Origin of the sequence: Gluconobacter wancherniae NBRC 103581, assembly GCF_007988885.1 — a bacterium.
GTDB lineage: Bacteria > Pseudomonadota > Alphaproteobacteria > Acetobacterales > Acetobacteraceae > Gluconobacter > Gluconobacter wancherniae.
This window is the reverse complement of sequence record NZ_BJUZ01000005.1, coordinates 22613-37669: the sequence shown is the minus strand read 5'-3', so window position 1 is coordinate 37669 and position 15057 is coordinate 22613. Positions and strand designations below refer to the sequence as shown.

15 protein-coding genes, 1 tRNA gene and 1 pseudogene are annotated in these 15057 nt (G+C 50.7%); 9 read left to right on the top strand and 8 right to left on the bottom strand.

The window, feature by feature from the left end; translation table 11 throughout:
* The 8 genes from GWA01_RS12535 to GWA01_RS12505 all read right to left on the bottom strand — a co-directional run bounded on the left by GWA01_RS12535 (position 1) and on the right by GWA01_RS12505 (position 5759).
* A complete protein-coding gene (locus tag GWA01_RS12535; RefSeq protein ID WP_146798602.1) occupies positions 1 to 906 on the bottom strand; it encodes a DnaJ C-terminal domain-containing protein in 906 nt (301 codons plus the stop codon).
* Complete coding sequence (locus GWA01_RS13060; RefSeq protein WP_186819578.1) at positions 903 to 1064, bottom strand: hypothetical protein; 162 nt, start codon at positions 1062 to 1064, stop codon at positions 903 to 905. The genes GWA01_RS12535 and GWA01_RS13060 overlap by 4 nt, the downstream gene beginning before the upstream one ends.
* Before the next feature lie 45 nt (positions 1065 to 1109).
* Entirely contained in the window at positions 1110 to 2072 is a 963-nt protein-coding gene (locus GWA01_RS12530; RefSeq protein WP_146798600.1) for an alpha/beta hydrolase, read from the bottom strand.
* A gap of 84 nt (positions 2073 to 2156) precedes the next feature.
* Positions 2157 to 3674 (bottom strand): efflux transporter outer membrane subunit, encoded by a 1518-nt coding sequence (locus GWA01_RS12525; protein ID WP_146798598.1) that lies wholly within the window; start codon positions 3672 to 3674, stop codon positions 2157 to 2159.
* A 1-nt stretch (position 3675) separates the two neighbouring features.
* The gene (locus GWA01_RS12520; RefSeq protein WP_146798595.1) at positions 3676 to 4587 is read right to left on the bottom strand and encodes an HlyD family efflux transporter periplasmic adaptor subunit; all 912 of its coding nucleotides are present in this window, start codon (positions 4585 to 4587) and stop codon (positions 3676 to 3678) included.
* Between the two features lie 12 nt (positions 4588 to 4599).
* Positions 4600 to 4794 carry a DUF1656 domain-containing protein gene (locus GWA01_RS12515; protein ID WP_146798593.1) on the bottom strand — a complete coding sequence of 65 codons (195 nt, stop codon included), beginning with the start codon at positions 4792 to 4794 and terminating at the stop codon, positions 4600 to 4602.
* 174 nt (positions 4795 to 4968) lie between these two features.
* Complete coding sequence (locus GWA01_RS12510; protein WP_146798591.1) at positions 4969 to 5406, bottom strand: hypothetical protein; 438 nt, start codon at positions 5404 to 5406, stop codon at positions 4969 to 4971.
* Between the two features lie 77 nt (positions 5407 to 5483).
* Positions 5484 to 5759: a hypothetical protein gene (locus GWA01_RS12505; protein WP_146798589.1), complete on the bottom strand. Its 276-nt coding sequence runs from the start codon at positions 5757 to 5759 to the stop codon at positions 5484 to 5486.
* An 86-nt stretch (positions 5760 to 5845) separates the two neighbouring features.
* Here GWA01_RS12505 and GWA01_RS12500 point away from each other — a divergent pair, with 86 nt between their 5' ends.
* From GWA01_RS12500 to GWA01_RS12465, 9 genes and pseudogenes are all read left to right on the top strand, one after another.
* On the top strand, positions 5846 to 7003 hold the full coding sequence (locus GWA01_RS12500; RefSeq protein ID WP_146798587.1) for an ABC transporter ATP-binding protein: 1158 nt from the start codon (positions 5846 to 5848) through the stop codon (positions 7001 to 7003).
* Positions 7004 to 7115: 112 nt separating this feature from the next.
* A complete protein-coding gene (locus GWA01_RS12495; RefSeq protein ID WP_228118651.1) occupies positions 7116 to 8252 on the top strand; it encodes an extracellular solute-binding protein in 1137 nt (378 codons plus the stop codon).
* 140 nt (positions 8253 to 8392) lie between these two features.
* Positions 8393 to 8662 (top strand): hypothetical protein, encoded by a 270-nt coding sequence (locus GWA01_RS12490; RefSeq protein ID WP_228118650.1) that lies wholly within the window; start codon positions 8393 to 8395, stop codon positions 8660 to 8662.
* Complete coding sequence (locus tag GWA01_RS12485) at positions 8659 to 9147, top strand: YcgN family cysteine cluster protein (RefSeq protein WP_146798581.1); 489 nt, start codon at positions 8659 to 8661, stop codon at positions 9145 to 9147. Before GWA01_RS12490 ends, GWA01_RS12485 begins: the two co-directional genes overlap by 4 nt.
* A 17-nt stretch (positions 9148 to 9164) precedes the next feature.
* Complete coding sequence (locus tag GWA01_RS12480) at positions 9165 to 9851, top strand: M48 family metallopeptidase (protein WP_146798579.1); 687 nt, start codon at positions 9165 to 9167, stop codon at positions 9849 to 9851.
* 9 nt (positions 9852 to 9860) lie between these two features.
* A tRNA-Leu gene (locus tag GWA01_RS12475) sits at positions 9861 to 9946 on the top strand.
* A gap of 91 nt (positions 9947 to 10037) precedes the next feature.
* Positions 10038 to 10205: pseudogene (locus GWA01_RS13385) on the top strand (DUF6538 domain-containing protein); the annotation flags it as partial.
* A gap of 12 nt (positions 10206 to 10217) precedes the next feature.
* Complete coding sequence (locus tag GWA01_RS12470) at positions 10218 to 11681, top strand: tyrosine-type recombinase/integrase (RefSeq protein ID WP_228118649.1); 1464 nt, start codon at positions 10218 to 10220, stop codon at positions 11679 to 11681.
* Positions 11682 to 11979: 298 nt separating this feature from the next.
* The gene (locus tag GWA01_RS12465) at positions 11980 to 15030 is read left to right on the top strand and encodes a phosphorylase family protein (RefSeq protein ID WP_146798577.1); all 3051 of its coding nucleotides are present in this window, start codon (positions 11980 to 11982) and stop codon (positions 15028 to 15030) included.
* The last annotated feature ends 27 nt before the right edge of the window (positions 15031 to 15057 follow it).

The window sequence follows — 15057 nt, the reverse complement described above, 5'->3', positions numbered from 1 at the left end:
TCAGCTTTCCTGCTTGCCGAGACATTCTTCCAGCGCAGCAGACGGCTTGCCGATAACAACCCGAAGCGTCACCAGAAGATCCCCCGCAGCATTGTTCTTGTCAGCGCCAATACCACGGCCGCCCAGACGCAGAACCGTGCCACTGTCAGAATGCTTGGGAATGGTCATCGTAACGGTACCCTTGGGAGTAGGCACCCGAAGTTTTCCACCCAAAACAGCCGTCTTGAGATCCACATCCTGCGTAGCCCGCAGATTACGTCCCTCGCGGGTATAGCGCGGATCTGGAGTGACGGTGATCGTCAGCAGGGCATCTCCGGCAACGCCGGGCTGTCCGCCCATGCCTGCACGCCCCGGTGCACCCTTGCCCCGCACGCGCAAAGTCTGCCCGTCTTCAACGCCCGGCGGAATGCGGACTTCCGTATGGCCGCTTTCGCCCAAGGCAAGCTCAAGGGAAGTACCCAGGACAGCCTGCTCAAACGATACCGAAACACTGAAACGACGATCAGAGCCTTTTGTAGCGCGGCGGCCACCAGCGCCTCCTGGCTGGAAATCTCCGCTGAAACCGCCACTGAACATATCCGAGAAGAACGATCCCAGATCTTCCTGATTGAACTCGCCACCGCGGAAGCCCTGTGCGCCTGGCCCCTGCCCACCACCGAAGCCAGCACCATACGGCGCGCGCTCCTGTCCGGCACCGTCTATTTCGCCACGATCAAAACGTGCGCGCTTTTCCTTGTCTCCAAGGATCGCGTTGGCCTGCCCGACCGCCTTGAAGCGCTCTTCGGCCTGTTTGTTATCCGGGTTATGATCCGGATGGTATTCCTTGGCGAGTTTCCGGTACGCACTACGGATTTCCTTGTCCGTAGCAGTTCTGGAAACACCCAGTACCGAGTAGGGGTCGCTCATCTCGTCTCCACATCTAGCGCAACGCTGTCGTCCAGCAGATCGATCAGCACTGCAACCGTAACGTCACGCGAAAAGCCTGCGCTAACTGCACCCTCGATCAGGGCTTCAAGTTTTGGTTTCAGATAGTCCTCTGCAGGATGTCCATCAGACATTGTCATATGATCACTCATTATTCCCAGATGTGTGGCGGACAGCGCACAAGGTCAATGTCTCAGAACAAACTGCGCAACAGAAGGCACAATTTCAGGCGAAAGAGGTAAAGATGCGTCGGTATATGTCCTCAGCATGTCCTGCGGCGCAGAACCTGGCGTTGTCTTGAGCACGTGCGTCATCTGAGGAACCATAAGAACCTCTGCCTTCGGGCACACAGCTTTCAACATTTCTGCATTCCGGGGAAAGACCTGCACGTCCCTGCCACCCTGAACGATCAACACCGGCAACGAGATTTTCGATGCAAGTTTTACGGGATCATAATGCATGACATCAATCAGATATCCCTGAATTTCCTTGGAAAACAGCGGACGCAACGGTACTGCAAGGCCAGAATCATCGAAATGCTCACCAGCCTTCAGTCGGGCAAGCGCTATATCGGCCTGCGGCAGCAAAGGCGCATTGGCCGGATTTCTATGCAATTGCCAGCCGATAAGACGGTCCATGGACACGGCAGCGGTAGACAAGAGCAACAATCCACAGATTCCATCAGGTTTCTGTGCTGCAGCCAGTGCAACGAGCCCGCCCTCACTATGCCCCAGAACCCAGACACAGCGCACGCCAGTCTTCTTGCGAATTGCGCCCACCCAGTTCCGGACATCGTCAACATAATCGGAGATGGTAACCTTATTGGCGTCAGGGATTGCGGCCTGGCTTCCAAACATCCCGCGTTTGTCAATGCGGACGGAGGAAATGCCTCTGTTTGCAAGGCCTTCAGCCAGCAACCTCAGTGTTGCGGGGCGCATGCCAGTGGCGCTGTTACCATCACGATCTGTGGGGCCAGAACCCGGTATCATCAACACTATCGGTGCATGATCGCCCGAGCTCAGGAATGTCCCCGCCAGCGCCCCCTGAGGCCCTGATATCGTCATATCGGTGGAAACGGGGGCAGCGTTTGAAATGCCACCACACAGTACGGCCAGCACCGGCAGAAACGTCCATCTAGACATCAGCATTCCGTTCTTCTCCTGAATGCCAGATCATCAAACCGCTTGAGCGGAAGAATTTAGGCACACGGAACGGACAGCCACCAGCAATTCTCAGCGAGAAAACGCTCGCAACACTGTTCGTGCCAGGAAATTCTGCTTTCCCTTCTCAATGGGAAGCGTCGTGTCTTCGAGAGTTTTACCTTGCCAGCCCGCGCCCATGGCCGTGTAGAGCGACACCGCATCGCGCAAGCGTGCCATGCGCCCCACAACCGCCTGATCCTGCGCGGACAGAGCGGTCTGCTCGGTAGTCAGAACGTTCAGGTATCCGGTCAGACCAGCACTAAACAGCTTGCGGGCCCGATCCCTTGCAAGCCCCGCATCCGTAGACGCCTGCTCAAGCTGTGCAACCAGTTCGTTGTCATGCTGCCAGTCGGTCATGGAGTCTTCGACTTCACGGAACGCCTTCAAGACAGTTTCACGATACTGAAGGCGGCTTGCTTCAGCGCCTGCGCGTGCCTGAGCAATTTCTGCTGTATATCGACCACCGTGAATGATCGGCAACGTCGCCAGCATCATCGCCTGCCAGCTCATGCCACCAAGCTGGAACGCCTGATAGGCTGCAGACGCATTCGGGTTGAACGTGAGCGGAACCACGAATTTTGGATACAGGTTGGAAACCGCAATCCCGATACGTGCCGTGTCTTCAGCGTAACGCCGCTCTGCTTCACGAATATCCGGACGGTTGGCCAAAACGATGGACGGCAACGTGGCCGGGAAGCTCGGCATGGAGGGCAGAGGACGTCGAACCTCAAGTTCCTGTTCAAGCGAACCAGGCATCTGCCCCAGAAGCACAGCGATTGCGTGCGTCAGCCTGTCCTGCTGGGCGTGAAGCGGTGCAAGCCGTGAAAGTTCGAGATGTTCCTCGGTCTGCGCCTGCGCCACGGCAAGAGTGTTACCCAAACCATGAGTGTAAAGACGCTCAGTCAGGTCACGGGAGGCCTGAGCAACCTTGATGCTATGCTCGGTAACATCCAGACGCTCCTGCACGGAACGAAGCGTCACGTAATCAGTCGCAAGTTCGGACAGCAACGAAACCAGAATGGCCCGGCGCTCTTCGATCGTCTCCTCGACGATCCGCTTGCGGGCCTCGACCTGCCGGGAAATATGACCGAAAAGATCAATCTCCCACGAAGCCTTCGCACCATAAGTCAGGATGGAGGCCTGCGGGCGGTTGGCCGGATTGCCTGGTCGCAGGGGCCAGTTATCGACGTTGACCGAATATCGGTCATCACCACCGCCAGCAAACGCATCGAGCTGCGGATACCAAGCGGACTGGGCCTCACGGCGAACAGCCTGCTCAGCAATAATATGCTGGGACGCGGCCTGAAGATCGTAGTTTCCCTTGATCGCCTGCACGACAAGCGCATTGAGCATCGGATCGTGGAACTGCGCCCACCAGTCCTTCATGTCTGCTTCAGTGCGGGCAATCTCCTGAGCTGTCGCCGCGTGTGGCTGCTCGGAGAAGGCATCCGGAACCTTCATGTCGTCCGGTTTGTACTTCGGACCCACAGTGCAGGCACTCAGGGTCAGACAAGTGCCCATTGCAAGGGCCAGGAGCTTGCGGGACATATCAGAGATGATTCTGCAGCCAGGTGGTCAGCTTACCACGAGCGCCAGGCGTTTCCTGACCGATTGTCACGGTTGCGGTCATGCCAGCCGCAAGGGTGATGGTCGGGGGAACATCATCGAACTCCAGACGGACCGGAATACGTTGCGCCAGCCGGACCCAGGTAAAGATCGGATTGACGTCTGGAAGGCCAAGTCGATCCGATACACCGTTCTGGTCATTAATGCCTCGCCCAATACTGACAACATGTGCTGTCAGTATCTGGCGGTATCCCATCAGCTTGATTCTCGCGACGTCACCAACATGCACTCCGTGCATCTTGGTTTCCTCGAAATATCCATTGATCCAGTAACTGTTGGCATCAATGACCGCCATGCGGGGTTCACCGGCATGGGCGTAGTCACCTACACGAAGGTTCAGGTTGGTGACATACCCGTCAACCGCTGCGTAAACCGTGGAACGCTGCAGGTTGAGAAGGGCTGTATTCAGCTCTGCCTTTGCAGCATTCACTTTGGCGCGCTGGGTCTCAACATTCGAATTGAAGTCTTCCTGCTCTTCCGCAGAAACAATGCCACCGAGCCCCATGCGGCGCTTTGCATCAGATGTGCGCAGGTTGAGATCTTCTTCAGCACCCGCAAGACGGGCACGTGCTGCATCAACATCAAGATGAAAACGCACAGGATCGAGAACGAAAAGAGGGTCGCCACGGTGGACCAGCTGGTTGTCTACGACAGGAACGGAAACAACCGTCCCGGAAACTTCAGGGGCAGCATCAACCACATAAACGCGGACACGACCGTCACGTGTCCAAGGCGAGAGGACATAAATGTCCCACATGGTCCGCCCCAATGAAATAGCCAGTGCAAGGACTACAATAGTCAGGACGACTCGTATCAGACCACGGGTCCAGTTCATTGCCGACCCCTCCTAGACATAAAGGATGAGCAAACAGAGAACACAGACATAGAGTGCAATCTCGAAGAGAGCGACATGCCAGAACCAAGCAAGTGCCCCGGTTCGCCACAATATGCTGCGGAGAAACAGGGTCACGAATACTGCGGCTATAGCGTAAACGGCAATAGGAGAAACGAAGACGCCAAATATGTTTACTTCTGCAAGCATCAGGGGTGACCCTTGCAAGCTATCAGCAGACTGTTCGGCGCTTTATCCACGGGACTCCTCGCAAGTCCGCGGCGACTCCTCAAATCGAGGCGCCGTCACGGCGATCTGGTGTCCTTACGCCAAACTTGTGTGGTTGGCCAGACAGTCCCAAACCATTATGCGGGAACCTTGGCGTTATTTCCCGCGGAAGAAAATGTTTTTGATGATTGCTGTGACTTTTCTACCAGTGAACCTTCCGGCTGGTCCGAAAACAAGGCCGGTCAGAGCAGAAATGGCAACTGCCTGCTTGAGTTCGATCAGCTTACGGTCACGGCGAATACGCGCTTCAATTTCCACAGGGTCAGGAATTGAACGGCGGGCGAGTAACGCGAAAACAATAACAATCAGCAGGTCAAGGCCAAGCACGCAAAGAGCGGAGGCAACATAGCTGAGCCCCAAAAGATCCAGCCCGATGGCCCACAGCAGACCATGAAAAGAGATAGCCGCAAACATCAGGAAAACGGCGGCAACTGCACCATATGCAATCCGACGTCCGATTCGGGTCGCGGAACGCGCAAAGATTTTCCCTTGCGCGGAGAGCGCTTCCTGTCCGAGGTCTAGTGGATTGCTCATACTGGTCGATCGCCTTTGTTAGTTACAGAGCGGGAGCAGGCAAGGCGCATGCCCCCTGTCTGATCAAGGGCCGACCGTTACTTTGAAAAGCGACCAGCCACAAAGCCTACGAGAGCAGAGATCAGGACGGCTGCAATAGGCTGTGCCCGCACGCGCGTTGATACGTTTTCAATTTCATGATCCGTGATTTTACGGGCATTTGCAACGGCGTGCTCTGTACGGTCTGCAGCCTGCAACAGAACAGGGCTCACGCTGTCCAGAAGCTGCTGCAGCTGCGAACGAAGACTGTCGATCTGCTCCTGCGTAGACTCTGTGATGGCTTCGACGTTGTCCTTGACGTTGCTGCGGCTCATATTCAAACCCTCTCGACATATATTGAACGGCCACCAACCCATGGCGGCTTATCCGCCTAGAACGCGAGACTATCCTCAGAGGTTGCATGACCATCCGTTCCACCAGCTCCCATCTTTCCATCAACAGAAAAGCTGCTACCCGCCCTGCCCAGCCACCCGCGATGACGCTCGATGGTGTCCGTGCAGGCATTAATTATCTACCTGTCGACCTCACCATCATAAAAGGCACAACCGTTACGGCCTTCGGCAACAGTTCGGATGCACTTTCGCGCCTGCTGGATACAATCGCAGGCTTTTATCCGCTTTTGGGGGGCCGTATCCTGATAGGAAGCGAAGACGTCAGCACACTCCGCGCAGGCAAGCGCGGGATTGCTCTCGTCAGTACGCGCGACCCGCTCTTCGATCACCTCGACGTTCGTGAGAATATTGGCTTTTCACGTCGTGCAGCAGGAATAGACCGCTCTGAAATCCGCGCTGAAACGGGCCGAATGATTGCGTTGCTGGGACTGGACGGACTGGACGGGCGGAAACCCGAAGCACTGACATCAGAGCAGAAACTCCGTGTTTCTCTGGCTCGCGCACTCATGACAGCCCCTGCCGTGCTTTTACTGGATGACCCCCTTTCCCGCCTCGACGCCCACTCGGCGCAAAAAATCTCCAGCCTGCTTGCAACACTTTCCCGAGCACTGGACCTGACTATTTTCCACGCAGTTTCCCGCCGCGAAGACGCACTTCGCCCCGGCGGCCCGGTCGCAGTCTTTCAGAATGCTGTTCTGCTGCAATGTGCTGATGCAGCGCGCCTTTACGAACACCCAGCATCCCCCGAAGTCGCTATCGCATTCGGTGAGGCCAACGCACTTACGGGACAGGTCCTTGAAATTTCAGACGACGTAGCACGTGTCCATCTGGCCTGCGGTGGCGTTGCGGAAGCAGTTGCAACGGAAAACCTGAAAGAAGGCGATGAATGCCTCGTGTGCGTTCGCCCTGATCGGGTCGCTCCTTTCTTCGGTACACAGTCTCTTGGAATGGATGATGATTTGCCTCCGCTTCAGGGCACGCTGGCGCATAGTCTACACCTCGGAGACCATATCCGGATGCGCGTTCGCTTCGCGGATGGCACTGAAATCGAGCTACGCAGACCACCACTTCAAGCCAGGCAGATTCCAAAAACAGGAGCTCCTGTGCAGGTAGCTTGGCCGGCCGCACATGCCACAGCCTTTCCGCTTCGCACCGACCTGTATTAGAATGCTCCCATAAACCGCACTGCAGACAGGCAGTAGCGCCTAACCCACTTCTAAAAGGATGTTCTTTCTGATCCGGCCTGCCCCCCCGCCATTCGCATCAGGCCTGCTGCCCTTGCAGCAGTCAAAAGCGTCATGTGCGTTGCGCGTCGTCAGGTCTGGTTGCCTGACGCTGGCACTGCTGGGCGCAGCATTTTCATCCTTCGCAGCACCAGCACACGCAACCTCCGCCTCCTCAATTCAGAAACAGGACGGCGTGGGCGCTTTTCTGGACAGGGTCGTTGCAAGCGGTGTTTCGCTCTTTTCACCCTCATCGGCATCTGCTCACGCTCAGCATTCAAAGCACACAATCCATCGTGCAAGACGAAAAACTGTGCCCCGCCATACGGCTCCACAGGCACCCGGATGGGGCGTGCCGCAGGGTGTGATTGCCTCCAGCGGTATCGTGACACCAGACAGCACCACGCACCTCGTCGAATGGGATGGAAAAATCGCCACACTGCAAACAGGCGCCACATCCCATCCGCCAGCATGGGCAGCAGTCCTCGTGGATGGTACCCAGCTCGCAAAAGCATGCTCCGCGGGCTGGGTCCGCCCGCTCGAAGCCGCCACAAATTGTGGTCTGCCGGGGGGCCACGAAGATGTAGCACTGGCCTGGGATCGCTCGCGTCTTCCTGGTCAGCCGGGATGGGCCGCCTTCTGGAGCGTCGCCCGCCATCCGGGACGACGTGGCCTGCATTTCGGTGCACGTGGTACACTGGAAATTGCCCTGCTGGCTGACGGCGTTGGGCCTGATGATGTTTACAACCAGCTATCCACACCCGCTGGCGTGGACAGGGCATTCCGCAAACTGGACGTCCTGCGCCCATATATCGTGTGGTGGCGGACCCCTGATGATGCTGCCCGCATCATGCAGCAAAGCGGCGCCCTCATGACAAGCGCGCCCGTCAGCGAAATCACCAGCATCAGCGCACATGTGAAGGCCGGAGCTGCAACGTCCATTTTTGTTGCCGAAACAGACCAAATGATACGCACGCCCCTTTTCTGGGCAGTTCCCTCGACTGTGTCCGACAATGACGCACGCCAGACGCTGGAACGATTGCATATCCAGTCGCCCCATCTAGAGGACGTACCGGACAGCCTGAATGACACACACACACACGCCCTTACTATAAGCGACACATTCTGGCTGGCGAACGGTGATGCACTTGAGCAGCGTTTCCGAACATGGTTCGGCAGCGACACCCCATGATTTTTCATAACCTGCTAATCGTGCTATCCGGACTTCTATCAGGATGCGTTCTCGCGGCCCTATTTCTGCGGGTATTGCCGCGTCCGGTTTGCCGAAACCTGGGCCTTCTTCTTCTGCTACCGACCCTAGGGACAGCATTTATGCTGCCTGCTGTCCACAAAGCGATAATTTCTGGCAGTTATTTACCCTTCTGGCAGGGCGTTCTTCTGGCTACCGCCATTGTCTTCCCAATCGGAAACGCTGTCCTGAGGCGTCCATCAGATTTGACCCGGGCCGCAATAGGACTGGGCGCAGACACCACAGCTCGCCTTCGCCTGATCTGGCTACCACTCCTGCTGCCATCAATACTGTTTTCCAGCCTTTTGGCCGCCGTTCTTTCTTTCACATGTGCAGCACTGGATCTTTCATGAGCGCGGATCTGCCTTTCTGGCAAACCACCCCCCTCGATCAGATGAGTGAAACACAATGGGAATCCCTTTGCGACGGCTGTGGGCGCTGCTGCCTCAACAAACTACGCGACGAAGATACGGACGAAATTGTTCATACGGACGTTGCATGCCGCCTGTTGGATACGCAGACATGCCAATGTACTGACTATCTCAAACGCCACCGCAAAGTACCCGACTGCGTTTCCCTTACACCAGCGATCCTGGCCGATATAGACTGGCTTCCTCCCAGTTGCTCCTATCGCCTGCTTCGGGATGGCTTTGACCTACCCGAATGGCATCACCTCAAAAGCGGAGGCGCAAACGGCGTACACAACGTACAGGCTTCGGTTCAGGGACGGTGCATCAGTGAGCGTCGCGCAGGCCCACTGGAAAACCATCTTGCGCAATGGCCCGGCGAATGGCCAAAATTTGCACCGGCATGTGCTAAATTAAAAAAAAGCGCCTGACTGGCTTTGTAGGCCCGATGAACAGCTTTCCATCAACTCCCGTTATCTGGAAGCGCTCAACGAAAGCAAAACGCATTACACTGCGAATTGAGCCTGTAGATGGGAATATCGTGCTCACTCTGCCACCCAGAGCCACCCAAGCACAGGCAATGGCTTTTCTCCAGGAACATGGTGAATGGGTTGCAAAGGCTCTGGCATCCTTGCCCCCCAAGACTCTCCTGAAGGCTGGTCATTCCATTCCGATCGAAGGCCAGCTTGCGCCCATTATCCACGAGCCTGAAGCCAAACGAGGATGCTGGCTTGACGACGAGGGTCTGCATGTCAGCGGCGCGGCCGAACATACTGAACGTCGTGTTCGCGATTTTCTGCACAAACTGGCATCAAAGCGCCTCAACAACAGTGTTCGCCATTATAGCGGAGCCATGCAGCTTTTCCCCAAGCGCGTAGATCTGCGGGACGTTCGCTCCCGATGGGGAAGTTGCACACGCGAAGGGCGGATTATGCTAAGCTGGCGACTTGTTTTCACCCCACCTCACATCCGTGATTACGTCGTCATCCACGAGCTCGCGCATTTAGAGCATTTCAACCATAGCCCCGCTTTTTGGACGCTTGTTGAAAGATTTTGTACAAAAGGTGCGTCTGGACGTCTTGCCGCGGAGCGCTGGCTGCGCAACAACGGCACTGCTCTCCTGCGCATAGCTTGAGAGAACAGTGCGAGCTTGGCGGAATGGTAGACGCACGAGACTTAAAATCTCGAGTCCGTAAGGACGTGCGGGTTCGAGTCCCGCAGCTCGCACCACTAACTTATTGAAAATACAGAGAAAAACGCACCTCGGCGTTAAAGTGGGGGTTTATCCCACAGTCTTTCCCAGAATGGGAAAGTTAGGCGCATGCTGCGAATCGTCGGATCGCAATACTATTTTAGGCGTTCTGTTCCTCTGGACCTGCGTTCTTGGCTGGGACGAGGCGAAGTCTCGCACCCGCTCAAAACGTCCAGTAAGTTGCTGGCACGGCAAAAAGCAGCCCTGCTCTACGCCAAGACAGGGCAATGCTTTCAGGAGATTCGGCGCATGACGACAGAGCCAACACAAAAAGCCCTGACCGCTGTCGATATCATCCGTTTTTACGAGCAGTTCGTGAAGGATTGGGAAAACTATCACAACGTCCGGCTGAAAGAAGAAGAGGCCAAACATGAGGTCGAAATGGCTCAACAGGCGCTCCGGACAAAAGCCTACACGCAGCAGGTCGACACTTTTCTAGACATCATCGCAGGACATTTCGAACAGACCGATGCTTTCCTCAACGGCTTGAAGCAGACACAGGCTGTAGGTGCGGCCGTCACGAAGACCCGCGAGGCTATGCTGCGTGATGAGATTGCAGGACTTCGCAAACTTGTCGTCGACATCAAAGCCTCAGGCAGCGCTATCGCGTCTGCGCCTGCCCTCTCTGCTGAGGAGAGACCAGAAGACGAACCGCTTAAAGCCTTGCCGTCTCCGACTAAAGAAAACCGCAAGAAGGCCAAGGCCCAGACCATTAGCGCGATGGCTCAACGCTTTGTTCTCAATGATGCCAGTAAGAGTGCAGACACCATCAAAGGCACGAAAACAACACTCGACCTGTTCATCGAGGCCTTCGGGGACCTGCCCGTTAATCAGGTGACGGGAACGACCGCAGGAGATTTTCACGATTTGCTCCTTGGGCTCCCTACGACACATGGGAAATCCAAAAACCGTTTACCCATTCGAAAAGCAGTTGAAGCGGCCAAAGAGCAAGGGCTTGAAACGGTCAGCGGTAAGACCGTGAAGAACCACTTCTCTCGGCTATCGTCTCTCTGGTCCGTACTCGTTCAACGCGAAATCGTTGCTAGGAACCCTTGGGCGCAGTGGTCCTTCAATACGGCCAAGAAGACAGAACGACGCTGTTGGACCGATGAAGAATTGGCTCTTCTGACACAGGCACAATGGGAGCATCGCGGCATTTCCCGTCGAACATACGCAGGGATGGTCAACGTCGCGCTCTACACCGGTTTACGATTAGGCGAAATCTGCAATCTGCGCGGTCAAGACATTGAGAACATACAGGGAGTAGCGTGCTTCCATGTGCGCCCGCACCCGGAAGATGGCTGGTCTCCGAAGTCCGCAGCAGGAACACGGCTGGTTCCGATCCACTCTCGACTCATCAGGGCAGGCATCATGAGTTTTTTGGAGCCAGGCCAGCACTTCCTCTTCCCGGACCTGCCGACATCAAGTGAAGGGGTCAGGGGCGCTGCCTTTGGGCAGGCGTTCTCAAAACTCAAAACCAAGCTCGACCTCCCAGCGGAAATTACATTCCACAGCTTCCGCCACACCGTCTCCACAAAGCTGCGCAATCAGAACGCCAGCTTCCGCGAGCTCTGGATTGACCGGGTGCTGGGACATGAGGCCTCACACCGAAGTCAGGGAACGATGAACTACACCAGTTCCATTGATGTGCAGAACCTGAAAAATGTCATCGAGGCTCTGGAATTCCCAACATTCACATTGGACATTCCGTAGAGCTGACGGCAGCTCTGGGGAAGCAGAGGCCTCTGTGGGATAAGCATTGTGATTGAGATGGTGGTTTTTGATCAGCAAACACATGCTCGCCCCACAATCAGGTCAAAGATTTTCAAGCAATGAGATTTCTGCATATTTTCTGCGTCTCTACGAGACCGCCATAAATCTCGATATATTGCATTATTGTAGATTTGGAAGCAAAATTCCTATTTATTCGAAACCGACGGGATATTTTTTGTTGCACGTGAGAAAATGAAATTATAGGGTAAAAATATTGTTTCAAAAGGTGTCTACTGCAATGAATGAAAATGAAAAACCAAGAATTTTAGCGACAATAGCTTTGGACGAAGAGTATGAGATTTTTTTAGAAAAATTTCCACCTATTCATGATAGTTCCACTACTACACAATTTTTATTTGAACACGAATCCGGCAATGATTCGATTCGTTTGTTTTCAGTACTTTCTAATAAAATGGGAGCTAAAAGCTCTGCACTTGCGGTCGACGTAGCAGTTCAAAAATTCAAACCTCATGCTGTTGTAGTAATAGGAATTGCTGGCGGAATCACAGACGACGTAAAAATAGGCGACGTATGTGTATCAAACGAAATTATCGACGTATTAAACAACAATAAATTTAGCGAACGAGATGAAGAGACAAAATTAAGATTTTCTCCAGATTTCTATATGGTGGATGCAGAGTACATTACATCGTTTAGATTCTTGAAGGTCCACCCAGAACTAAAGCCTATATACAATAAATGGCAAGTTGATACAAAAGAAAATGAAAATTTAATAGGAATTATAAATGAAGAAATACAGTATAGTTTACATATTGGCCCCATAGTATGTGGGCCAGTTTCAGCTAGTAATGCCTTTAATGAGAAATTAAAAGATATAAATAGAAAAGTTATTGCTATAGAAACTGAATCTGGTGGAGTTTTTGGTTGGTGTGAACAAGCTAAAATTCCATCTATAGCCATTCGTGGTATTAGTGATATGGCAGATAGAAATAAAAATTCTGTTGAGACATCAAATTCTGGTAAATTCCGCACGTTAGCTATGCAGAATGCAATTAGTCTTCTGAAGCGACAAATGGAAAATGTAAAATTCTTTGATTTTTTAAAAAAAAAATCTGACGAAGGCGAAGATATAGGAGAAAAATTTGACTTAACTAGCGATATTGTTCCACGTCTCGATAATGAAATAAAAATTCGTCTAAGGGAGGTGTGTTCCTCCTTTAGTTCTAAGTCTGACACTTTCTATTTTCCGTTACCTCGTGTCCAAAAATTTGTTTCAGGTGCAAATTCGGCTGATGGTAATATAAACCAGCCAGAAGGTGTTCTTGAGGCATTAAAAGAAAATAGAAATATATTTGTTAGAATACCGAGAACATTTTCTGGAATTAATCTTGGAATATATTTGTCTTACTATTTGATAAGAAATCAAATTGGAGATAAGCAAATTCTTCCTATTTTAATAGATGGAAAAGATGTTTCTCCTCCAAGAAAAAGTTTTAATAAGCTTTCGCCGAATTATCTAAAAGATGATAATATAAATTATGAATTATTTGAAAAAGTCTATATTATAGAAGAGCCAGATTTTTCATCCCGAACAAAAAATGAATTTTTAAAAAATCAAATAATAGAATCAACTAACTTCGTTGTAATTTTGTCAAAAATAGAAGATAAAGCAGGAACTTTAGACTCTTTTCTGAGTGATACAAACACAATTGAATATACAACGAAAAGAATTTCTTTTTCTGAAACGGCTATTTTTCTTGAGAAGACCTTCGATATGACACCGTCAAAAGCGGAGTCCGTGGCGATTAGGCTTGAAAATACATTCAGAAAATTTAGAATTGAGGTTGACCCTTCTTATTTTACTCTAATTCAAGAAGATACCTTAATAGCTCTTATAAATGCCAATAAAAGAGCCGAGCTAATTCAATTTGCAGTTCAGGGTCTTCTGAGTCTTATAGTAGCTTATGATCCAACTTCTTTGAACTTAAGTCGAACCACATTAGAAAGATTTTTGTCTAGAATTTGTAAATATAAAATAGAAAATAAATTTAGTTACATCAAAGATACTGATTTAGCGAAAATTTCATCTGAATTTTTGCATGAATATGGCTATGAAATAGATCAATCAGAGTTTATCAGTCCTTTTTTTAAATTTGGACTTCTTCACAATTTAGGAGGAAATGTATATTTCTCTCATCCTTATTTGGAGAGCTATTTAATAGCATGCTCCCTGAAGGAAAATGATTCATTAGCGCAAGAATACTTTAATCCTGAATTAGAGAATTTTGATATTTACTCATTTGATTTATATTGCGAAATGGGTCCCAGTGAAAATGTTATAGACTCCGTATGCGATTACTCTGATTTTTATACAAATTTATCTATAGAATTATATGGAGATCAGAATGTTTTCTTTCATAAGAAAACTGATTTAAATTCAATTATTAATACCTTGAATATGGCAGATGTATCGAAAAATATTAATAAAATAGCTGATAAATTACAAAAGGCAGATTCTACTAAGAATGTAAGAGTAGAAAAGCAAAGAATACTTGACACTCAAAATCATGTTATTAGTGGTTTGAATCAAAGAAAAAAAGATGACGATGAAAATCTTGAAGAAAATGTTCAGGAAGAATTTTATATTCTTGATGGTTTGTCGCGAGCATCTGTGATTACTCTTACTCTTATTGGTTCCGGATCTGAGTCTATAAATAAGAATTCAAAAGAGAGAATTATAAAATCCTGTTTGGATTGCAATGATAAATTTGCGAATATTTGGACTATAAACAGATTAAAAATAGATTTTAAAAAATTCAAAGAAGAAATATTATCTTATGATAATATAAAAAAGTTTATGAACGAATCTGATTTTGATGAGGAAATGTTTTCAAAAATAAAAAAAGAGATAGGTGTTTTTGTTTCTTATTTTCAGACAAATTTAATTATGGAGCCCATTTCTCGAATAATGAATAATATTTGTTCTCTGGCGGGAGTACTGGTTCTAAGCCCGATTATTTTTTCTTGTAAAGAATCTGATGGCCTAAAAGACGTACTGAAGGCCGTATGGCTTATGGAGTCAAACCCCAAAAAGGGATACGAATCTATAAAACAAGTATTTTCTAATTATAATGGTTCTTCTGTTGTTAGAGTTTCAGTAAGTCATTTATTGCTAAATAGACTTTACTGGCTTCATTATCAGAATGTTGATTCACATTATTTCTCAAATGCAGCAAAGAGAATAATTGGTCCAACCGGGCTTAATTATGGAGTTAAGACTATAGAGAATGCGATGAAAGGGGTCGACCCAAAAGGAGATAGTAATTAGCTGTCCCAAAAACACCTGATTTTGGAA